We start from the raw sequence: 21,848 nt of genomic DNA, 5'->3' as shown, positions 1-21,848 counted from the left end.
AACGGCTTTATCCTTGTGACCGGGATAAAGCCGTTTCTTATCAATCCGGGGATGGAAATGCTGCACCGCCGTTCTGTTGCTTTGCAGGCGGAGAAGCCTTTTTTCCCGGCGTCAGCCCGTCTCCCGGCTTTCTTCCGCCGCTTCCGCTCCCTCTTTCCGCTGCTGGACATGGTCGATCACTTTGTTCAGGCGCTTCAGATGGTACGCGTATTCGAACATCGATGACGCGACGAACACAAGCCGCCGATGCTCCTCCGGGTCTTCCATGAAGTAATCGGCCAGATCGGCGATCAGCCGGTCCTCCTTGGGAGCGCCGCAGGCGTGGGGCTTCATCTTGTTATCCAGCTTGAGCAATATATGCTCGTGGAATTTCGTCAATTCTTCGATCTGGCGGTCGAAGCGCTGCGCCCATTCCCCCGCTCCTTTGGCGGCAAAATAATGCTCTTCCACCATATCGAGCAGATCCGAGCCTTTCTGCAGCGTTTTGATCGTCTGCTTGGATACGAGCAGCTGCCTCGCGTGCTCGGACTTGGTCCGGGCCAGCAGCTTGCGCTCCTCCTCGAACAGCTTGTACCGGTCCTCCAGCTTGCGCAGCGTCCCGTGCAGCTTTTCCTTTTCCTCGCGGTACACCTGCTCCTTCATCTCGTTGGATATCGCCGTCCGGAGCAGCAGCGACAGCTGCGCGTACGCCTCTTTCACCTGTTCGGAGAACTGCTTTCTCGGGCGCGGCGGAAAAACGATCACGTTCACCGCAAAAGCGGCGCCGATTCCCGTCATCACCATCAAAAACCGCTCCAGCGCGACTTCGATGCCTTGGCTGTTGGCCTCCATCACGGCGACGACCGTAACCAGCGTAACGGTAATGGTGCTCTCCATTTTCAGCCGAATGCTGATCATAATGACGAGTATGCATACAAGTCCGACCGATATCGGCGTAATCCCAAACAATCTTACGGCTATAAGAGCCATAACGGCTCCAAGCACGTTCGTTTGCAGTTGATCCCATACTTGCTGCCAGGAACGGTAAATGGACGGCTGGATCGTACCGATTGCCGCGATCGCGGTAATGATGGGCGACGGAAAGCCGAACCATCCGCTTAGAAAGATCGACAGCGCCACCGCCAGTCCCGTCTTGAGCACTCGAGCTCCGATTGTCATGCTTGCCGCTCCTTTATCGTTCTGCTTCGGCCCGGGCAAGCCGCCCGGCCTGGCGTTTCCTCTCCAAATGCTAATAATTCCAATTCGCTCTGTCAATAGATTGCCCTGATTCCGGCGTTTTCTTCCTATTCGCTTAACCGGTGCAAAAAAACGAAAGCCCAAGCCGGGCTCTATCGAGCAAGAGCCGGCTTGAGCGAGGGCGCATGGGCTAGCCTACCGGCAAACGCCGGACAAGCGCCGAATCCGTCTATATGGAACGCAACTATCGTCTATACCTAGCGATAATATCCTTGAGCTGATACGCAACGGACGACGCTCCCCGGTCAAGCTCGGCCTCGGAGAAGCGAACGCGGACGAACGATTCGTCCATGTCCAGCGCTTCCGCGAACAGGCTGGCGAACCCTCTGGCGCGCCGGTCGATCTGCAGAAGCAGCTCCACTCCGCCAGCCGCCGGACGGAATACGACTTCCAATTCGTCCAGATCGCCGCGGAAGTGAGTGGTCGGCACGAATTCTAACTCCTGCACGAAAGGCAGCCCCGTACCCGAATGGCGGGAATATTCGCAATCGGCCTTCCGCAGACGGAAGCCCAGTTGATCGATCGCCTCCAGCACGACGTTCTGTGCGTAGCCCGGCAGAACCTCGATCCGGTCGTTGTCGGTCGGATCCACCGCTCCGACAATCTCGAGCTCGGTCTTGACCCAGACCGGCACGTTGCGGAACGTCAGCGGGGTTTCGGCCGGCAGCCGGAACGCAAACGGAACCTCCCGCGTTTCTCCCGCCTCCAGCCGGAACGGCTGGCTGACGGCAAACCGTCTGATCGCGGTTTGCTCTTTATATTTATGATCGTTGCTTTCCCGAATGTACTCCGTCATCAAGGTCAGATGAATGGTGGAGATGTCTTGCTGAACGTTGCCGCCGCGAATGCGGATAATTCCCTCTACTTCCTCGCCTTGCGTATAGTGGGTTTTCTCAAGCAACGTGTCGATGGTGGCTGAACCGATGCCTATGCTGGCTAAAAGACGGTTGAACATGCGCATACCTCCATGCAGGATATTGGAAATTCTGGACTTATATAAAAGCATATTACGATTGCTTGGACATTAGGTTGCAATTTCGCGGCGCAAATTTCGGACAAGCTTCAAAGGCCGTTATTCGTCTGAAGACGGACGGAATCGTTTTTTTGCGGCGGCGTATTTCCGAACCACCCGCATTCGGGTACAATGGAGGTTAGTTGCGAAGGACAACCGTTTTTTTGGCGTACTACCGGAGAGGATGTGAACCGAAAGTGAAAAAAATATTGCAGGAATTTAGAGAGTTTGCCGTTAAGGGCAATGTCGTGGACCTTGCGGTCGGCGTTATTATCGGGGGAGCGTTCGGCAAAATCGTCACTTCGCTCGTGAACGACATTATTATGCCGCCGATCGGCAAATTGTTGGGCGGCGTCGATTTCAAGAACCTGTACATCAAGCTGTTCGACGATCCCGATCATACAATTACGTCCTTGGATCAAGCGATAAAAGCAGGCAAGCCGGTCATCGCTTACGGGCAGTTCATCAACGTCGTGCTGGACTTCCTGATTGTAGCCTTCTGCGTATTCATGCTTGTGAAGGGCATTAACTTGTTGCGCCGCCTCAAGAAAGAGGAAGAAGCGGCCGAAGCGCCTGCTCCAAGCGAAAAGGAATGTCCGCATTGCTTGTCCCAAATCCCGCTCCTCGCGACGCGCTGCAAATATTGCACGTCCGTGCTGGAAGAGGAGCCGGCCCGTGGCTGAGGAACGGTTCGATATTTACGACGACGGCATGAATCCGATCGGAACGGCTGCCCGCTCCGAAACGCATGCCCGCGGCTATTGGCACCGCTCGTTTCACTGCTGGCTGGCAAGGCGGGAGGCAGACCGCCTGCTGGTCCGGTTCCAGCAGCGTCAATCCGGCAAGGATACTTATCCGGGCTATTACGATATTACCGCCGCAGGCCATCTGGCCGCAGGCGAAACGACGCGGGATGCCGTCCGGGAGCTGGAAGAGGAGCTGGGCGTCTCTGCAACCTACGAGCAGCTCGTTCCGCTCGGAGAAGTTCGGGAGGAGCTGCGCGGATTCGCCAAGGGCGTTCCGTTTATCGATCGCGAGGTCAGCGAAGTTTACGGCCTCTGGTGCGACGTTCCTTTATCCGGACTGCGGCTTCAAGCCGAAGAAGTGGCTGCCGTTTACGAAGCCGACCTGGCGGAGCTGTTGGCGCTTTTCGAGGGAACGGTTTCCGCGATCGACGCAGAAGGCGTGGAACTCCGGCTGTCGGAAGACGGCGCCCGGTCGCTCCGGCCTGCCCGCGCAAGCGTGACAGCCGCGCAGTTCGTCCCGCGCGACGCTTCCTATTATGCTTACGTCCTTCGCGCTTTGCAGGCTTCCGCGTCAGTGTAGCCTGCCCTTCATCGGCGGCGGCAGGCTGTCGCTCTTCGCCGGACGCCTGCTCCTCCCCTTCGCCGCCCGGCGGCTCCTGCCCTTCCCCGGCGGCAGGCCCCGGACCTTCTGCATCCGTTTCAGGACGAAGACCGTGCGCAATTTCCCAGTTGCGATACCACGAATCGATTAATCCGTGCACATTGTAAAACAAGGTGCTGCGAGGCGCCTGCTCCAAATCGTCGAAGTAAGGCTCATGATACAAGCGGGCGGCTGTCACATGGATGCACCCGTGCAGAAAGCTGTGCTCGATAAACCGCCCTAAATCGTCCTCCGTCGCGAAGGAACGCGGATCGTTCACGATACGCGATTCGGCCTCGCGGTCGAAGCAAGGAGCCCTGCGGATGCCTTCCGGCACCCGGTTCCACGGCCGGACGAGGCTCTCGTCGTAACCCATCCGGCGGTACCAGGCCAGAACCTTCCGAATATATTGCCTGTGAAACCGCAAAAAACGTTCCCCGTGCCCTCGCGGCGGCCGGGTTCCCGGTTCAACGTGAAATTCGCGATGCCATTCGGCATGCTCCTCCAGCAGCGAAGACGGAAAATTCGGAATTTGAGGCATGACGATCGCCCCCATAACGGATTAAGGCCTTCGAATATCGGCCGAACCGCCGATAGATGCCTGTATCCATTGTATGAACGCCGCGGTTTTTCCGTTCTTAGGCTTTTGGCGGAGAGCGGACGGTTTACTTAGAGATCAAAAAAAGACGCGGCCTCCGGACGAACCGGAAACCGCGCCTTATCGGTATGCTGATGAAGGGAATTGAACCCCCGACCTACGCATTACGAGTGCGTTGCTCTACCCCTGAGCTACATCAGCAAGTTGCTTTCTCAAAACCGTTTGTTCAAGAAGCACATTTAATAATTTACTCCTTTCCAAGTATAAAGTCAACCCCCTTGTCCTATTTTTTTTGAAATTATTTTGGGACAAGCTTTTTTCCCGCTTCGGGCGTCGAGAGCGGCGGTTACGCATGGTATAATGCTTGTAATATCCAACGCGGAAGGAGAGTAGAAGCTGTGCAGCTGCTTGCCATGCTCACCATGTTGATCGACCATATCGGCATCGTATGGTTTCCGGGCGAAACCGTCTGGCGAATGATCGGCAGGATTGCCTTTCCTTTATACGCCTTCGCGCTTGCGATCGGTTACCAGCGTACCCGGAGCGTCCCGCGTTACATGGCGAGGCTTGCCGTTATTGCGGCGCTGTCGCAGCTGCCTTACCAGCTCGCTTTCCACAAATTCGAGCTGAACGTCGTCGGTACGCTGCTCGTCGGTCTCTTCACATTGGCCGCGCTGGACCGGTTGAAAGGCCGCCGGCTGCTTCAAGGATGTGCAATCGCAGCGGCGTCTGCCCTGCTTGAGCTGCTCCCCTTCAGCTACGGCGCTTATGCGCTCGCGCTTGTTCTCATCTACCGGTACGCCCGGGCAAGCCGGATGACGCCGCTGCATCTTGCCGTTAACATCGCCGCGGTATTCTATAACGGCATCGGCTGGTACCTCCAGCTGTTCAGCTTATTCGCAACGCTGCTGCTCGTGTATGCGCCGCAGCTGCTGCGCGGGCTGGACCGGATCGCCGTACCTCGCTTCGTATGGCGTTCCTTCTATCCGCTTCATCTTGCGCTGATCGGGGTCGCCGCGCTTCTGGAGGCGTCCGGCTTCTTTTCCGGCCTCGAATAGCTCCGTTTCTATAACACCCTCGTATCGAAGCGCTATTTCAAGTTCGTGCCAGCAGCTTATCCAGCTCCTTGGCGTATTCCGCGGCGGAAGACAAGCCGTCCTCCGGCTTATCCGCAAGCAGCCGCCGAATAACGCCTCGACAGCCGGGAGAAAGCTCCAGCTCTTCCTCCCAGCCGCGCTCTTCCTGCCCTTCTTCCGCCCGGTAACCGGAATAAAGCAGAAACAGCATGAAATGACCGGTCCCGTACAGATCGCTTGCCGGATACGGATGGCGCATCCGCCGCCGAACCTCGTTCCAGCTTCCGTCCCGAGACGGAGCCGCTCCGGCGTGATCGCCAAGCATCTTCGCCAAATCGTCCGGCAGCTGTTCGCCGATCCGGCACGCAAGACCGTAATCGATCAAGACAACCCGCTCCCCGTGCATCACGACGTTCGGAATCCGTACATCCCGATGCACATAACCCGCTTCGTGCAAATACGACAAAGGCCGCATCAGCTCCCGGACAAGCTTTAAGCTATCCGTCTCCGTAAACACGAGGCCGTCCTCGCCGATGGCCCGCTCGACGCTTGGCCCTTCCAGCAATTCCATCAGCAGCCCTTCTTCCCCCCGCCGCATTCGCGTGACATAACGATGCCAACGAGGGATTTGCGGATGATCGAGCGCCTTCAAAATTTCGTTCTCCCGCCGCAGCAGCCGAATGCCAAGCTCCTTCTTGCTGGGGCGGTTCCGCTTGAGCAGCAGCCGCCTTCCGCTTCTTTCTTCGCGGACCGCGTATGCCTGACCGTAGCTCCCCATGCCGATAAAGGATTCGATCCGGTACTCTCCTGCCCACAGGCTGCCTTCCCGGAGCGGATAATCCCGCCACTCGCCGATCATCCGGCCGATTTCGTTTTTCCATGTTTTCCTTTCGTATGCCGCCACCGCTGTTCTCCTTTTTTTGTTTCTTTCAAAAGCCAACTTTGCATTATATACGCGGGAGATCCGGAATAAGATACAGAATATAAGGAATAACAATCGTATTAAGGGCGATTTTCGATTCCATAAAAAGAAACCGCATGCGGCCGGCATGCGTAAATTATGTTAACGGCTGCCGTTGACGGGCCCGCTATCGGGTTCGGCCGGCGACAGCCCGACACCTTAAATCCAAATCAACCGCGAATGGAGGTTACGACGATGTTCAAGCATATGGTAAAAAGACTCATACATTCCTTAACCGGCCATAAATATTATAATCACCACCACCACCATTACAGCAGCAGCGATTACAAAAAAGGCTATTACCCGCCTAACCGGCCGCCTAAGTACCCGCCGCATCACGGCCATCAGCATTACGGGCACGGCCACTACAAGAAAAAATACAGCAGCTGGTCCAGCTCATAATAAGGCGCCGTCACATTAATAATTAGAAATTTGTTAGCGAAATAAACATTATCCTTATGGCCGTTTCATAATGCGCTAAAAGGTGGAAGGTAGAATAGGGAAAAACAAGCGGAGGTGAATGAGGCGATGATGCGAATCATTACCTTTAAGAAACGTTCCGTCCCGGTCTACTTCCCTGAAGAACAGCAACGATCAGTCGAACGTTTTAACGATAAATTAAAAGAGCTTGAAATGAACTTCGATTTTCGCAAAAAGTGGAAACGGATCAAGTCGGTCGAAATGGTGCGCGACGTAGCCATTTTGCAGTATAGCGACGGCACGAAGCTTTATTTGGAAGTTTCTTAATGCCGTAAACGGCTAAGGTCGTTAATCGGCTTCATTATGAATGACCGAACCGCTTGACGGCTCGCGCATCGGACCCTACCCGGCCGGCAGACGTTTATGCCGGCTTTTTTCTCTTTTCTCGCGGCAGCCGCTTGATCATGACCGTATATAAAGCATTTCTATTCCGAATGGTCGAAGGAGATTCGTACAAATGAGAACAGAGAGAGATTCTTTGGGGCAGAAGGAAATACCCGACTCCGCTTATTACGGCATACAGACGGCCCGGGCGGCGGAGAACTTCCCGATCACCGGCGCTCCGGTTCATCAGGAATTGATTATTGCGCTTGCTTACGTCAAAAAAGCGGCGGCGCTGGCCAATATGGAGGTCAAGCTTCTGAAGGAGCGCGTCGGCAACGTCATCGTCATGGCCGCGGACGAAATTATCCAAGGCAATCATATGGGGCATTTTATCGTCGATTCGATACAAGGCGGCGCCGGAACGTCCATTAATATGAACATAAACGAGGTGATCGCCAACCGCTCTTTGGAACTGCTGAACGAGCGAAAAGGCAACTACGCGGCATGCAGCCCGAACAACCATGTCAACATGTCGCAATCGACCAACGACGTCATCCCGACCGCCATCAAAATCGCGTCCTACCAGCTGTCGCAAAAGCTGCTCGCGACGATGCGGGCTTTGGCCGCGGAGCTGCGAAACAAAGAGCGGCAGTTCAACGACATCGTGAAAGTAGCGCGGACGCATCTGCAGGATGCGGTGCCCATACGCCTCGGGCAGCAGTTCGGCGCGTACGCCCGCGTCATCGAGCGGGATATCCGCCGGCTCGAGTTCGCGTCGGAGGATCTGCTGCTCATCAATATGGGCGCGACGGCCGTCGGAACCGGATTAAACGCCAAGCCCGAATATATCGAGAAAGTCGTGCAGCATTTGCGGGAGCTGCTGAACATTGACGTCAAAAGCGCCGACGACCTCGTGGACGCCACGCAAAATACGGACGCCTACACGGAGCTTTCCTCCGCGTTAAAAATTTGCGCCGTCAACTTGTCCAAAATATGCAACGACATCCGGCTGATGGCGTCCGGACCGCGCACGGGGCTTAACGAGCTGCTGCTGCCCCCGAGACAGCCCGGGTCGTCCATTATGCCCGGCAAGGTCAACCCGGTCATGGCCGAAGTCGTCAACCAAATCGCCTTCCAGGTGCTCGGCAACGACCATACGATCGCTTTGGCTTGCGAAGCCGGCCAACTGGAGCTGAACGTCATGGGGCCCGTTATCGCCTACAACCTGCTGCAGTCGCTCAAAATTATGAATAACGGCATCGACGTCTTTACCCGCTACTTGCTTGAAGGGCTCGAAGCGAACCGGGAGCGGCTGGCCGCGAATCTGGAATACAGCTTCAGCGTCATTACCGCCTTGAACCCGCATCTCGGTTACGAGGTAGCCGCCCAGCTGGTGAAGGAGGCGCTCAAAACCGGCATGTCGCTGCGCCAAATCATTACGGAACGCGGGCTGCTGACGCAAGAGGAGCTGGACGTCATTCTTCACCCGGATCAAATGACGACGCCCGGCATCGCCGGCGAGCAATTTTTAAATGAGCAATAACGGCCTTATCGGCGTCAAATAAAATGGACCAAAAACGGCACGCTCCTCTTCCCGGAGGCGTGCCGTTTTCCGTTTATTAACGCTCCTTTTATTTCCGCCCGAGACGGATGAGCTGCTTCGGATAGCTCGTGAGCACCCGTGCGGAGCCGTCCTGCTGGATATAGACATCGTCTTCGATGCGGACGCCGCCCAGCACCGGATCGTAAATGCCCGGCTCGATCGTAAACAGCAAGCCCGGCTCGATGATCCGCCGGTTCTGTCCCGATACGGAAGGCTGCTCGTGCACTTCCATCCCGAAGCCGTGGCCGACGCGATGCGTAAACAGCGGTCCGTAGCCGGCCTGTTCAATGACGTCTCTGGCCGCCTTGTCCACGTCCGCCAGCATCGCCCCGGCCTTGGCGGCGCGGATCCCCGCTTCGTTGGCCGCCAATACCGTTTCGTAAAGGCGAACCTGCGCTTGGGTCCCTTCTCCCATCAGGAACGTTCGGGTTATGTCGGAACAATAACCTCCCGCCTGAACGCCGATGTCGATCAGGACGAAGTCCCCTTCCCGGATGGCTGCGCCGCCGGGCTTGCCGTGCGGCAATGCCGTTCTCGGCCCCGTCAGCACGATCGACTCGAACGCCGGCCGGTCGGCGCCCAGCTTCCGCATCTGAAATTCCAGCTCCGCGGTCAGCTCCGCCTCGGTCATTCCCGCGACCGCAGTCTGCGCCGCGTACTCGATTACCCGCTCGACGATATGAACCGCGTGCTGCACTTTGCCGATCTCTTCTTCGCTTTTGTTCATGCGCAGCGACAGAACAAACGGCTCCAGATCGGCGAACAAGCAGCCGTCGAACGTTTCCGCCAGCAGCTCGCCTTGCCGCACGCTGACCGCGTTCTTTTCGATGCCCACCGTTTTCGCCGGACGGCCAATGCGAGACCGCAGCAGCGCGTAAGGATCGTCAACGTCGGAGACGGCCGCCGTTTCGCGGACATGTCCGTTCTCCTCGGCCGCCTGCAGCTCCAAAAGCGGGACGAACAAGGTTTCCGTCCCTCCGTCGGCTTCGACGTACAACGCCATAAAGCGCTCATGGGGATCCGTATAAAAGCCCGTAAAATAATAAACATTCATCGGCGACGTAATAAGCGACGCCTCGATTCCGTTCTCGTTCATATATTGGACAAGCCGCTTCTTCCGCTCTTGCCAGACCGTAACCATCGGATCGCCTCGATTCTTGTTAGTCTCCCGTCAGCCTGCGAGCAGGCCAATCACCATCTTCTATTATAGAACAGCCTTCCTTCTATTGACAGAGCGCCCGGACGAAGACGACAATGGGTATATGGAATTCAGTTCCGCTCTTCAAGAACGGCTGGATTCATATGGGCAGTACCCGGCGATGCGAATTTTGCGGCACGGAAAAGGCCCGCTCTCCGCTCATTCATTCGCGGCACGATGCTTATACTAGGACAAGAGCCATTTTATTTCCGAAAGGAGCAATCGATGATATGTTAACGTTCGAACAAAAGCTGGAAAATTACGCAGAGCTCATCGTCAAAATCGGAGCCAACGTTCAGCCCGGCCAAATCGTCATGCTTAACGCTTCGCTGGAATCGGCGAAACTCGCCCGCCTGGTCGTCAAAAAAGCGTTCGAAGCGGGCGCCTACGACGTCAAGGTGTACTGGATCGACGATGCGACCGCACGCATCCGCTACGATCTGGCCCCGGACGAGTCGTTTCACGAAGTGCCGAAATGGACGGCGCAGGAGAAAACGGAGCTGGCCAAAAAAGGCGCCGCTTCGATTTCGATCACATCCGCCGATCCCGACCTGCTGCGCGGCGTTCCGAACGAACGCATCGTGAACAGCGACAAAGCCGCCCGCACCGCCTTGGCCGAGTACCGGGAGATGACCCGCTCCTTCAAAGTGAGCTGGAATCTGGCAACGACGCCGTCCCCCGCATGGGCGTCCAAAGTATTCCCCGGCGTCTCCGAGGAAGAGGCCGTTGCGAAGCTGTGGGACGCGATCTTCCATATGGTCCGCGCCGATCTGGACGATCCGATAGCCGCATGGAACGCCCATATCGAGAAGCTGCATGCGAAGGCGGCCTACTTGAACGACAAACAATACCGCAAGCTGCATTACATAGCGCCGGGTACGGATCTGACGATCGAGCTTCCGCAAAATCACGTATGGCTGGGGGGAAGCAAACAAAACGCAAAAGGGATCTGGTTCGTGCCTAATTTGCCGACGGAGGAAGTCTATTCGGCGCCGCTGCGCACCGGAGTGAACGGCACGGTATCCAGCACGAAGCCGCTTAGCTACAGCGGCACCATTATCGAGAACTTCAGCTTTACGTTCGAGAACGGCCGCGTCGTGAACGTAACCGCCGAGAAGGGCGAAGACAAGCTGAAGAGCTTGGTCGAAATGGACGAAGGCTCCCATTACTTGGGCGAGGTTGCGCTTGTGCCTCATCGTTCGCCGATTTCCGATTCCAATATTTTGTTCTACAAAACGCTGTTCGACGAGAACGCTTCCTGCCATCTGGCCATCGGCAGCGCTTATTCCTCTTGCGTAAAAGGCGGAGCGGGCATGACCGCGGAACAGCTGGAGGCAGCCGGCCTCAACTCCAGCATGGCCCATACGGACTTTATGGTCGGATCGGCCGAGCTCGATATTATCGGCATTACGGCGGACGGCAAGGAAGAGCCCGTCTTCCTGAAAGGCAACTGGGCGTTTTAACGCCGCATACGTCCCAAACCTTTAATTTCAAAGCTTCTCTTATCCCCTAAGTCCCTCTTCCCGCAAGGGGGACTTCAAGGGGCTTCGCCTCCGAAATCAGCCCGGGAAGCAACACGATACCTCGCCGGAGACGATTGGTTGTCCCATCCCTGCTCAGTGCGCTACTTTTAAACGGGGACGACATTCCTTGCCTCTATCTGCGGCTCGAGATCCGAATAAAGGGGCAATGCCGATAGATCCATGATGTGCGGCGCCTCCGCTTGTCCAAACAAGTAGCCTTGGATACAGTCGCAGCCGAAATACCGAAACAGCTCCGCCTGTTCCCGGAACATGACCCCGTCTGCCGTTACGTCCATGTCCAACTGATGGGCTTCCTCGATAAAGGAAGCTGCGATAAGTCTCTCCTTGGAGCAACCGAGCATGGACGATGCCAGCTCCTTCGGGAGCTTAAAGCTAGTAAAGGGCAGCTGCCACAGCTGCATCTGCAAACGGTCGCCGGGCATGCCATGGTACATGAGGCCTGCTCCGGCCGCGCGCAGCTTCGTAATGCCAAGCACCGCTTGCCGCGATACCGGAAAATCGTCTGCCTGCAGCTCGAATACTAGCGTCGACGGGCTCAGCTTGTTTTCGGCGCAAATATACAGAATATAATCGGCCAGCTGCCCGCAATCCAGCTGCCGCGCCGTCAGCTTGAGGACCAGCTTCAGCCGTAGGTCGACATACTGCTGGTAGTTCCGAAGCTTCCTGCATGCTCCCTGGATGAAACGTTCGGTGAGCGGGATAAGCAGTCCGGTACGCTCCGCGAGCGGCCTATATTCGTCCATCGGCATTTCTCCGCCTTCCGGATTTCTCCAGACCATTGCGGCTTCTACCGCCGCAAGCTCGCCGTCCGCCGCCCGGAACGCGGGCTTAAAGCGAAGTTCAAGCCGGTTGTCGTAAATCGCTTGCTTCAAGGAATGATAAAACGATCCCTCTGCTTCCAACTCCATAGCCAGGTCTCCTTATTTGTATCTTAAGACCTATATTTTCATAAAAATATTAGAAATAAACGAAAATAAACTTTAGCCATTTGTTAGTTATGAATCTTTGGACGGATACAAAAAGAAAAAACCACTCCTTAAGGAGCGGTTTGCGAAATTGAATTCGTTTCGGCCTGTTTAGACCATTGCGGAATGGTCCACCGTATACTTGTAGCCGAAACCCCACACGGTGCGGATAAGACGAGGTTCCTTCGGGTTTTGCTCGATTTTTTTGCGCAAATTGACGATGTGGACATCGATCGCCCGATCCGTCACAAAAGAATCGAAACCGCGAATCGCGTTAATCAACTCTTCCCTGCTGAATACTTTGCCCGGGTAAGCCAGAAACAGCTTCATCAGCTCGTATTCCGAGAACGTCGTCTCCACCAGCCGGCCTCTGACGAGGAGAAGCCTCCTCTCCGTGTCCAGCCGCACCGGATCGTTATGGTCGGCGCTTTCCTCCGGAATGGTCTCGGCAACCGTCTCCGCGGCGGCGGAAATATGAGAGCGCCTCAGCAGCGCTTCCACTCTTGCAGACAACTCATGCATGCTGAAAGGCTTGCACATATAATCGTCAGCTCCGGCCTTTAAAGCCTGAACCCGTTCAGAAACTTCCGTCTTCATCGAAACTATCATAACCGGAACATTGGATTTCTCGCGTATGACCTGGCATACTTCAATGCCGTTTCGGTCGGGAAGAACCAAATCCAGAAGCACGATATCCGGCACCCAATCGTTTAATGTCCGCAAACCGTCTTCGGCTCTGGTGGCTTGTCTGACCGAGTAACCCTCTTCTGACAAATACATGGACAGCATATCATTCATCATGACGTCATCTTCGATTACCAATATTTTGTACATTGTCGTCACCCTTTGCAAGGATAGATGATTACTGCCAGCATTTTTTTCCTATCCTTACTATACAATACGAAAGTTAGCAGCGACAACAGACTGTTAGAAAGTTGTTAGGAACTTTTGTCGAAAATGTTAAGAGATATACTTTTCCTCAATGGAGTGCAATAAAATTGTTAGTTCCTTCTCCAGAAGATGAACGGGCATGATCCATTCCTCGCGTTTGACGCCCGGACGCTGCAGCAGCTGATCGATCGTGGAGGCGAGGCTCATGATCCGTCCCGCCGACAGATTGCCGGCCGCGCCTTTCAGTGTATGAGCCCGCCTTTTGGCGCTGGCCAGCTCCCCCCGATCGAGATCGCGGACAAGCTCTTCGCAGAAGGAGGCGTAATCCGCCTTAAACCGCTGCAGCATATGAAGCGCAATCGCCTGTTTGCCCCCGACGCGGTTCAGCAGCTCCCGCATATCGATTCCTTCCACCTCAGGCATGCTGGCAGCCGCTTCCCCGTAATCCGCTAGCCGGTTGCTGGAAATGTCCCCATGCCGAACCGGCAGCGGCTTCGTCAGCCCCGCTTCCTTGCCGATCCAGCGGGCGATCGTCTCATACAGCACCCTTGCGTCCACGGGCTTGGTAAGGCAGTCGTTCATCCCAAGCTTTATGTAGCGGTCGTGATCCGCTTTCAGCCCGTTGGCGGTCAAAGCGATAATCGGCAGCTTGGCGTATTTCGGACGGCTCCGAATGCGGCGGACCGCCTCTTCCCCGTCCATGACCGGCATATGAATATCCATCAGCACCAGATGCCATTCCTCGGCCTCCAGCTTCTCCAGCGCTTCTTGCCCGTTCTCCGCAACGCCTACTACAAAGCCGTAGCCTTTTAAGCTCTCGACCGAGACGAGCTGGTTAATCTTATTGTCTTCGGCAAGCAAAATGCGGACCCGCCCATGATTGAGCTCGCCCGTCTCCGCAATGTCCTCGGACGCAGGCGGCAGCGGCTTCGGCTGCTCCGTTTGCTCCAGCAGTCCGCTCAACGCGCGGAATAAGGCGAGGCGGGTAAGCGGCTTGGTTAAGATCGTCGACGGCCTTCTGTCGCCCGGCAGCTGAAGCAGCTCCTCCCTGCCGTAGGTCGTCGTCATGACGGCCGTCGACACGCCTTCTTCCGTCGCTTTCCGCTGAAAATCCATCCAGGTTTCGATGCCGTACATATCTTCCATTTCCATGTCCAGCAATATCATGTCCGGCATCGCCGCCGGCCCTACGCGGGCCAAGCGGTCTTTCGCCGCTTTCCAGGAGCGGAAATCGACCGTAACGAGGCCGAAGCTTTCCAGCCAGCCGCAGAGCAGCTCCGCCATTTGGGGATCGTCCTCCACCACCCATACCGGCTTGAGCGAGCTTTCCTCGGGCAGACGCATAATTGGCGAAGCGGCGCCTCCGGCAATCGGAAACCGGATCGAGAAGTAGAACCGGCTTCCGGTCCCCTCTTCGCTTTCGACCTTCAGCCTGGATCCCATCATCTCCAGAAAATGAGTGGCGATGACGAGGCCGAGGCCCGTCCCCCCGTATTTGCGGGTTGTCGAGCCGTCCGCTTGCGTGAACGGCTTGAACAGCCTCGACAGCTGTTCCTTGGACATGCCGATGCCGGTATCCTCGATGACAAATTGAATGACGGCGCTTTCCTTCGACAGCTGGGTGACGGCAAGCGAAAGCTTTACTCTCCCGTTTTCCGTAAATTTGATCGCGTTCATGCATAAATTCAGCAAAATTTGCTCCAGACGGAACGGGTCGCCGACGATCGAAACCGGCAAATCCGGCGGCGTTTCGATCATGAATTCGAAATTTTCCTTTCCTCCCATAAAGACGCCGAGCTGGCCGGCAAGCTGGCTCAGCAGCTCCTCCGGCGAAAACGCGAACCTTTCCAGATCGGCTTTGCCGGCTTCGATTTTGGAGTAGTCGAGAATATCGTTAATAAGCCGAAGCAGCGTATCGGAGGAGCTTCCGATTTTGTCCATGTACTCCTTCTGCGTCTCGGACAAGCCGGTTTTGCGAAGGAGCTGGGACAACCCGATAATGCCGTTGAGCGGGGTCCGGATTTCGTGGCTCATCAAAGCGAGAAACCTGCTTTTCGCGTTGTTGGCTTCCTCGGCTTCCAGCTTGGCCCGTATAAGCTCTTCCTGAACGGCCTTCTGCTCGTAAATGTCGCGCGCAATGCAAGAATAGAACATTTCGCCCGTTTCGGAATCCAAATGCGTGACGACAATCATGGATACGGGCACGATCTTGCCGCCCGCCGAGACCAGCTCCATCTCGCTTTCCCAATATCCTTCCCGGCATGCGACCTTAGCCCCGGCAATCAGCTTGGCTAACGCGCCCCGTTCAAAAAAAGGCTTGATGCGATGGACAACCGTCTCATTCATGCCAAGCAGCGAGCGGCCCGTGCCGTTCATATAAACGATCCGGCCTTGCCGGTCGACGGAGGCGATCAGATCCTTCGCCGACTCCACGATATCGAGCAGCCGGTTGCGCGTTCGCTCCGCCCGCTTCTTCTCCGAAATATCGTAAGCGATTCCGACGACGCCCGCAAACCGCCCGTTGCGGTCGCTCAGCGGCGTCGAGACGTGCGCGACGGACTTGCGCGTCCCGTCCTTGGCGATAAACGTCCATTCCTGCTCCGTGCCAAGCCGCTGAATCTCCCGCAGCACGTCAAGGCCGGGCCGGATGTCGCGCCCAAGCCGGGCGCTCAGCTGCTCCGCCGTCTTGACGATTTCTTTCTCGTCCATATAGACAAGAGGAGTCGCATGGTCCTGAAGCTCTTCCAGCCGGTAGCCGACGAGCTCTTCGGCTGCCTTGTTCAATCCCGTAATCCGAAACTCTTCGTTTAATATAATAAACGCATACCGATTCTGGTTAATGATCGCTTCCAACCGCTCGAACATTTCGCTTAAATGCCGGGTCATGCCGTTAACCGACCGCGCCAGCTGCCCGATTTCGTCGCCGGGAAGCTCCTCGAGATGTTCGGTCTCGAAATGATGGGCGGCCGCTTGCTCCGTAACGGCCAATATCCGTTTCAGCCGTCTGACAATCCGGTTAAAAAAAGCGAAAAAGACGAGAACCAGAACAAGCTCCGCAAGCGCGATAGATGCCAGTATGCCCAGATAGACGGGCGTCAGCTTGGACAGGAACATCGCCTGCGGAACATCGCTGACCAAGTACCAGGGCGTATTGTTGACCTTGGAATATAACAACAGATGACGCTTGTTGTCTTCGCTCAAATAAAGCGTACCCGATAGACCTTCGAGCCGGATAGTGTCTAACGGTTCCAGCGTTTCCTCGGACGGCTCCGCGCCGTCCCCTTCCGCCGCCGGTTTATAAACGATTTCCCCGGCTTTGTTGTATACCCTTGTCTCGGCCCCTTCATTTATGGACAACCCAAAAAAAGGCTCCAGCTTGGACAGCAGAATGGAGGCGTATACCGCTCCTTCCGGCTTCCTCTCTTCCCCGAAAACCGGTACGACGATGAAGACTTGAGGCTGGTCCGAGAAGAACGGGACGAACGGGTCGGTGATGACAGATTGCCCTTTCATCGCCTTGCGGGCGTAGTCCTCCTCCCGAACGTTAACCGGCGTCCCGTCCGTTCGGATCATGCTCCCGTCGGGCGAAATATAGCCAAGCGAATGAAAGAGCGATCCGAACCGACTCTTCTCCCGGGCCAAATAGTCGAGCTTCTCCTCGTCGGCACCGGTTAGGAGAACGTCCGCATGACTCATGACATGTATCTCCCCGCGCCTGATGTCCAACCAAGACGCCAATTCCATCGCGTTGTTCCCCAAGCTGCGGCTGGCCTGCTCCATCGCGGAATACATCATCGAGTCGCGCAGCGTCGAATAGCTCGTCAATCCGGCGATCAGCAGCGGAATTAGGGATATCAGCACGACAAAAAGGAGCCCTTTGGTCCTTAACGATAAACGGTTCATGAGCTCCAAGTCCTTTCTCCTTTCATAGCTGCCTGTAAATAAACAAATCAGTCATCCGTTACCATTAATTTATACCATTTGTCGAATGATGCAAGCTATTTTTATTTTTAATTAAGGTTTTTCGGCGAACGTTCTGCTATAGTTATGAAGATACCATTAAGGAGCCAGTTGCGAAGGGAGTTTATTCGATGGAAAAAAACACGGGCGCAGACGAGAAAGAAAAAGTTGCTGCGCAAGACGAACAATCCGTAGAGGAACGACAGGACAACACGATTCAGTCGGAAAATAGAAGCGATACAGCGGACGAGGCTGCCGTTGCGGAACGGCCTGCCGAAGCGGAGACGGCCGCAGCGGCGGAAGCCGCTCCTGCCGGAGCCAAAGCCGTAAGCAACGGAAGCAAGGTATGGATGGCGATATCGGCCGTGCTGGCCATCGCGCTTGTCGTCGTTCTGGTGAACCCTCCTTTTTCGAGCGGCAGCGACGCGGTTGCGAACGTAAACGGCGATAAAATCACGAAGGACGAGCTGTATGACGAGATGGTCGCGCAAGGCGGCAGTTCCACTCTCGGCAACATGATTACGATGAAGCTCATCGAACAAGCGGCGGACGATGCCGGCGTCACCGTAACCGACGCGGATATCGATGCCGAAGTTACGCGCCTGCAGGATCAGGTCGGCGGGGCCGATGCGCTCGACAGCATGCTTATGCAGTACAACATGACGATGGACGACTTGAGGGAAGAGTCGGAAACGCAAGTCATCGTGCGGAAAATTCTCGAGCCCCAAGCAAACGTGACGGACCAGGATATCGAAGACTATTACAACGCGAACAAAGACTCGTTTGCAACGCCGGAACAAGTGCGCGCTTCCCACATTCTCGTTGCGACCAAGGAGGAAGCGGAAGCGATCAAGAAGCAGCTTGACGAAGGCGCCGATTTCGCAACGCTTGCGGAAGAGAAATCGACCGATACCGCTTCGGCGGCAAACGGCGGCGATCTCGGCTTCTTCGGCCAGGGAGATATGGTGGAATCGTTCTCGAAAGCGGCATTCGCGCTGGAGCTGAACGAAATAAGCGAGCCGGTTCAATCGGATTTCGGTTACCATATTATTAAGAAAACCGATTATAAGGCAGCAACCAATCCGACGCTTGAAGAGAAGAAGGAAGAAATCCGCAACCTCCTTGTCGATCAGAAGGTGGCCGAGCTCTCTTCCGATTGGATCTCCAATCTTCGCGCCCAAGCCAAGATTACGAATACGCTCGACCCGTCGCAGAACAGTTCGGGCGAGCCGGCGGCTACCGCTACCCCTGAAACGACGTCCGCTTCGGAAGGCGACGCTTCGGCATCCGCTTCTCCAGAGACGAATTAATAACGGCAGTAAGCTCGATAACGGCGCCGTCTTCCTATCGGAAGACGGCGCTTTTCGTTTCCGGGAACGTTCATTGCGCCGTCAGACGGCCAGCCGGACTTTTCACCGCCCGGGCCATTTACCTTTTTCTAATGGGATCAGAAAGATCTTTCAGCCCAAGCCTTAAGGACGAACGGTTTCGGCGAGAAAAAATGCTGAAGTCCCCGTATCCTTGGACCTACATTGTGCTATCATGGACTATAGACAAGCATAAATGCTGTACAGATTAATCAAGTGGAGGAATCATGACGATGTCAAACTATGAAGTCCGGAAGTACCAGGACACGTATACGATGTACGAGCTGAAGGAGGACAGCACCGGGTCGAGCGTCAAAGTATGTCCCGAGCGCGGCGGAATCGTGACGGAATGCCAATTAAACGGAGTGGAGCTGTTCTATCTGGACCGTGCCACGTTCGAGCATCCGACGGCGAATATCCGGGGAGGCAATCCGGTGTTGTTCCCGATCTGCGCACAGCTTAAAAACGGCGAATACGAATGGCAGGGCACGACTTACAAGATGGCGAACCATGGCGTCGCGCGCACTTCCGCATGGGACGTTGTCGGAACGAGCACGGAAGGCGAGGCTTCCATTACGCTGTCGCTCCGCAGCAACGAAACGACGAAGGCGTCCTATCCGTTCGACTTCGAGCTGGTGTTCACCTATGCGCTCGTAAACGGCGAGCTGCATATCCGGCAGCAATACCGCAATACGGGCACCGGAGCGGACATGCCGTTCTATGCGGGATTCCATCCTTATTTCAAAACCGAGACGAAAAAAATCGCCTATGCCATCGACGCTACCCGTTATCTCGATCTAAACGACAACAAGGAATATCCTTACGAGGGCGAGATCGATTTGAGCGGCAAGGTCGAATCGCTGACGCTGCTCGATCCGAAGACGCCTTCCGTATCGTTCCCGATTGCCGGCGGCGCCCGCGTCACGATGACCTACGATCCGATATTCAAATACGTGGTCGTCTGGTCGGTCGAAGGCAAGCCGTTCGTCTGCGTCGAGCCTTGGATGGCCAAGACCGATGAGTTCAACCGTAAAGACGAACTCGTAATGCTTGCGGCTGGCCAAACGCTTGAGGCGCAGCTGACGATCGGCTGCTCGCGATAAAAAACAAAACCCGGGCGAAAAGCTTCAAGCTTTTCAGCCCGGTTTTTTTGCACCTCGCGGGGCGCTGCGGTGCCGTTTCCGCCGCTATGGGGTGCACTTCTGCACCTCGCGGGGCGCTTCGTCACGGGGGATTGAGCGCCCCCCTCCCTCAACAGCTAAAAGCCCTGTACACGCAGCCTTCTCGCTGCATATACAGGGCTTTCGATTATTCCCGCGCGATGAACTAAGCTTCGGCCTCCAGGGCGGCCGACTTCTTCCCGGTCGCAGCGGACCACGCATAATGAAGAATCGTGCCCGCAACGACGCCGATCGCCAAATCGTGCGTCCAGACGACCGAGACGACCGTCACCAGCATGACGACTGTTTCCTTGACCGGAATGGAACGGATTTGCGTGACTGTCTTCCAATCGAACACCGATACGCACACCATAAGCATAATGCCCGCAAGAGCGGCCATCGGCACAAGCGCCAGCACATCGCCCAGCAGCACGGTCAGCAGCAGCAGGAACAAAGCCGCGGCCAACGTGGAGAGGCGGCTTGTCCCTCCCGCTTTGACGTTCAGCACCGATTCCGCGACCAGCGCGCAGCCGGCCATGCCCCCGAAGAAGCCCGCAACGACGTTGGCGGCGCCTTGCCCGCGCATTTCTTTGTTTTTGTCCGTCTGCTCCCCGGTTTCCTTGTCGATCATATCTTGCGTCAGCATCGTTTCCGTAAAGCCGACCACGGCAAGCGAAAGGGAGTACGGCAATATAATCAGAAGCGTGTCCCAGGTCCAAGGCACGTCCGGGAAAATAAACGAAGGCAGCGAAGCGTCGATATCCGCAATGTCCCGAATGAGCTGCACGCCCGTCAGATCCAGCGCCCATACGCCGAACGTCAGCACCGCAACGGCCAGCAGCGGCGACGGTACCGCCTTGAAATAACGGGGCACGATATAGATAATGGCCAGCGTTACCGCCACAAGAACGTACATGAGCCACGAAGCTCCCGTAAAATACTGCAGCTGCGACATGAAGATAAGAATGGCAAGGGCGTTGACGAACCCTTTCAGCACGCCGCCCGGCACATAGCGCATCAGGCGGCCCAGCTTCAGCAAGCCCATCGCATATTGCAGCACGCCCGTCAGCACGGTAGCCGCAAACAAATATTGAATGCCGTGCTCCTTCACAAGCCCCGTCATCAATACGGCCATCGAGCCCGCAGCCGCGGAGATCATCCCCGGACGGCCGCCCAGAAACGTAATAACGAGCAAAATACATATCGTCGCATAAATACCCACGATCGGCGGAACGCCCGCCATAAACGAAAAAGCGAGCGAATCCGGCACTAAAGCAAGCGTCGCGGTCATGCCGGCAAGCAGATTCAGACGAACGTCTTTCGTCCACTGCCGGCGCCATGATGAAGCCATCTCTCTCCTCTCACCCTCTATCCGTTTAATATCCTTCTCCCGAACCTCCGGTTACGATCGCCACGCCCGAGCTCGTCCCGATCCGGGTTGCCCCGGCGTCCATCATTCGAAGCGCAGTCTCCAAATCGCGCACCCCGCCGGACGCTTTGACGCCCATGTCCGGACCTACGACGCGGCGCATGAGCGCGATATCCGCTTCGGTCGCACCGCCCGGGCCAAAGCCCGTGGACGTCTTGACGAAACCGGCCCCGGCTTCGGCGCATAGTCTGCACGCGGTTTCTTTCTCTTCGTCCGTCAGCAGCCCGGTCTCCAAAATGACTTTCAGCACCGCCTGCGAGCCGCATGCGGCCGCAACGCCGGCGATATCGCTTTTGACGCCTTCAAGGTCGCCCGATTTCAATCGGCCTACATTCATCACCATATCGATTTCCGTCGCTCCGTTCGCAATGGCGTCCCTTGCTTCCGCAGCCTTGGCCAACGTTGTCGTCGCCCCGAGCGGAAAGCCGACGACAGTCGTAACGCCTACGCCGGTCCCCGCAAGCTTGCTTGCCGCAAGCCGGACCCAGCCCGGGTTGACGCATACGGTGGCAAACCGGTACTTTGCCGCCTCTTCGCAAAGCTTGACGACCATCTCCCGCGTCGCGTCCGGCTTCAGCAGCGTATGATCGATTGCAGCGGCAACGTCGGCTGCCGATCGGTTCAATTCACTCATCGATAATATCTCCTCTGTATCATG

At 56.2% G+C, this 21,848-nt stretch carries 18 protein-coding genes and 1 tRNA gene; 9 read left to right on the top strand and 10 right to left on the bottom strand.

Annotated elements, in window-relative coordinates:
- Positions 1-111: 111 nt before the first annotated feature.
- Together ACFSW5_RS17805 and ACFSW5_RS17800 are read right to left on the bottom strand one after the other, a co-directional pair.
- Positions 112-1,158 carry an FUSC family protein gene (locus ACFSW5_RS17805; protein WP_379275910.1) on the bottom strand — a complete coding sequence of 349 codons (1,047 nt, stop codon included), beginning with the start codon at positions 1,156-1,158 and terminating at the stop codon, positions 112-114.
- Between the two features lie 262 nt (positions 1,159-1,420).
- The gene (locus tag ACFSW5_RS17800; RefSeq protein ID WP_379275908.1) at positions 1,421-2,191 is read right to left on the bottom strand and encodes a sporulation protein; all 771 of its coding nucleotides are present in this window, start codon (positions 2,189-2,191) and stop codon (positions 1,421-1,423) included.
- Between the two features lie 254 nt (positions 2,192-2,445).
- On the opposite strand from ACFSW5_RS17800, the gene mscL reads away from it, so the two are divergent.
- Both mscL and ACFSW5_RS17790 read left to right on the top strand, forming a co-directional pair.
- Positions 2,446-2,931 (top strand): large conductance mechanosensitive channel protein MscL, encoded by a 486-nt coding sequence (gene mscL / locus ACFSW5_RS17795; protein ID WP_379275906.1) that lies wholly within the window; start codon positions 2,446-2,448, stop codon positions 2,929-2,931.
- A complete protein-coding gene (locus ACFSW5_RS17790) occupies positions 2,924-3,574 on the top strand; it encodes an NUDIX hydrolase (RefSeq protein ID WP_379275904.1) in 651 nt (216 codons plus the stop codon). The genes mscL and ACFSW5_RS17790 overlap by 8 nt, the downstream gene beginning before the upstream one ends.
- 787 nt (positions 3,575-4,361) lie before the next feature.
- On the opposite strand, the gene ACFSW5_RS17785 is transcribed toward ACFSW5_RS17790, so the two are convergent.
- A tRNA-Thr gene (locus ACFSW5_RS17785) sits at positions 4,362-4,433 on the bottom strand.
- Positions 4,434-4,630: 197 nt separating this feature from the next.
- On the opposite strand from ACFSW5_RS17785, the gene ACFSW5_RS17780 reads away from it, so the two are divergent.
- Positions 4,631-5,290, top strand: coding sequence for a TraX family protein (locus ACFSW5_RS17780; RefSeq protein ID WP_379275902.1), 660 nt, complete (start codon positions 4,631-4,633; stop codon positions 5,288-5,290).
- Positions 5,291-5,327: 37 nt separating this feature from the next.
- Here ACFSW5_RS17780 and ACFSW5_RS17775 read toward each other — a convergent pair whose 3' ends face one another.
- Complete coding sequence (locus tag ACFSW5_RS17775; RefSeq protein WP_379275901.1) at positions 5,328-6,212, bottom strand: protein kinase domain-containing protein; 885 nt, start codon at positions 6,210-6,212, stop codon at positions 5,328-5,330.
- A 252-nt stretch (positions 6,213-6,464) separates the two neighbouring features.
- Between ACFSW5_RS17775 and ACFSW5_RS17770 the strand changes: the two genes are divergently transcribed.
- The 3 genes from ACFSW5_RS17770 to ACFSW5_RS17760 all read left to right on the top strand — a co-directional run bounded on the left by ACFSW5_RS17770 (position 6,465) and on the right by ACFSW5_RS17760 (position 8,616).
- Entirely contained in the window at positions 6,465-6,671 is a 207-nt protein-coding gene (locus ACFSW5_RS17770; protein ID WP_379275899.1) for a hypothetical protein, read from the top strand.
- A gap of 126 nt (positions 6,672-6,797) precedes the next feature.
- The gene (locus tag ACFSW5_RS17765; protein ID WP_379275897.1) at positions 6,798-7,016 is read left to right on the top strand and encodes a hypothetical protein; all 219 of its coding nucleotides are present in this window, start codon (positions 6,798-6,800) and stop codon (positions 7,014-7,016) included.
- 190 nt (positions 7,017-7,206) lie between these two features.
- Positions 7,207-8,616: an aspartate ammonia-lyase gene (locus tag ACFSW5_RS17760; RefSeq protein WP_379275895.1), complete on the top strand. Its 1,410-nt coding sequence runs from the start codon at positions 7,207-7,209 to the stop codon at positions 8,614-8,616.
- 88 nt (positions 8,617-8,704) lie between these two features.
- On the opposite strand, the gene ACFSW5_RS17755 is transcribed toward ACFSW5_RS17760, so the two are convergent.
- On the bottom strand, positions 8,705-9,817 hold the full coding sequence (locus tag ACFSW5_RS17755; RefSeq protein WP_379275893.1) for a M24 family metallopeptidase: 1,113 nt from the start codon (positions 9,815-9,817) through the stop codon (positions 8,705-8,707).
- Positions 9,818-10,104: 287 nt separating this feature from the next.
- Between ACFSW5_RS17755 and ACFSW5_RS17750 the strand changes: the two genes are divergently transcribed.
- Complete coding sequence (locus tag ACFSW5_RS17750) at positions 10,105-11,337, top strand: aminopeptidase (protein WP_379275891.1); 1,233 nt, start codon at positions 10,105-10,107, stop codon at positions 11,335-11,337.
- A gap of 167 nt (positions 11,338-11,504) precedes the next feature.
- Here the strand turns inward: ACFSW5_RS17750 and ACFSW5_RS17745 are convergent, their stop codons facing one another.
- The 3 genes from ACFSW5_RS17745 to ACFSW5_RS17735 form a co-directional block, all read right to left on the bottom strand.
- The gene (locus ACFSW5_RS17745) at positions 11,505-12,326 is read right to left on the bottom strand and encodes an EAL domain-containing protein (protein ID WP_379275889.1); all 822 of its coding nucleotides are present in this window, start codon (positions 12,324-12,326) and stop codon (positions 11,505-11,507) included.
- A gap of 168 nt (positions 12,327-12,494) precedes the next feature.
- Entirely contained in the window at positions 12,495-13,217 is a 723-nt protein-coding gene (locus ACFSW5_RS17740; RefSeq protein WP_379275886.1) for a response regulator transcription factor, read from the bottom strand.
- Between the two features lie 126 nt (positions 13,218-13,343).
- Positions 13,344-17,177, bottom strand: coding sequence for a response regulator (locus tag ACFSW5_RS17735; protein ID WP_379276181.1), 3,834 nt, complete (start codon positions 17,175-17,177; stop codon positions 13,344-13,346).
- Positions 17,178-17,365: 188 nt separating this feature from the next.
- Here ACFSW5_RS17735 and ACFSW5_RS17730 point away from each other — a divergent pair, with 188 nt between their 5' ends.
- Both ACFSW5_RS17730 and ACFSW5_RS17725 read left to right on the top strand, forming a co-directional pair.
- The gene (locus tag ACFSW5_RS17730) at positions 17,366-18,544 is read left to right on the top strand and encodes a foldase protein PrsA (RefSeq protein WP_379275884.1); all 1,179 of its coding nucleotides are present in this window, start codon (positions 17,366-17,368) and stop codon (positions 18,542-18,544) included.
- Between the two features lie 290 nt (positions 18,545-18,834).
- The gene (locus tag ACFSW5_RS17725; RefSeq protein WP_379275881.1) at positions 18,835-19,704 is read left to right on the top strand and encodes an aldose epimerase family protein; all 870 of its coding nucleotides are present in this window, start codon (positions 18,835-18,837) and stop codon (positions 19,702-19,704) included.
- 223 nt (positions 19,705-19,927) lie between these two features.
- On the opposite strand, the gene ACFSW5_RS17720 is transcribed toward ACFSW5_RS17725, so the two are convergent.
- Together ACFSW5_RS17720 and deoC are read right to left on the bottom strand one after the other, a co-directional pair.
- Positions 19,928-21,112, bottom strand: coding sequence for a SulP family inorganic anion transporter (locus ACFSW5_RS17720; RefSeq protein ID WP_379275879.1), 1,185 nt, complete (start codon positions 21,110-21,112; stop codon positions 19,928-19,930).
- Positions 21,113-21,137: 25 nt separating this feature from the next.
- On the bottom strand, positions 21,138-21,824 hold the full coding sequence (deoC, locus tag ACFSW5_RS17715; protein ID WP_379275877.1) for a deoxyribose-phosphate aldolase: 687 nt from the start codon (positions 21,822-21,824) through the stop codon (positions 21,138-21,140).
- Positions 21,825-21,848 lie beyond the last annotated feature (24 nt).

Source organism: Paenibacillus thailandensis (assembly GCF_042685365.1).
GTDB lineage: Bacteria > Bacillota > Bacilli > Paenibacillales > Paenibacillaceae > Paenibacillus_AP > Paenibacillus_AP thailandensis.
This window is presented reverse-complemented; position numbering and strand designations above follow the sequence as displayed.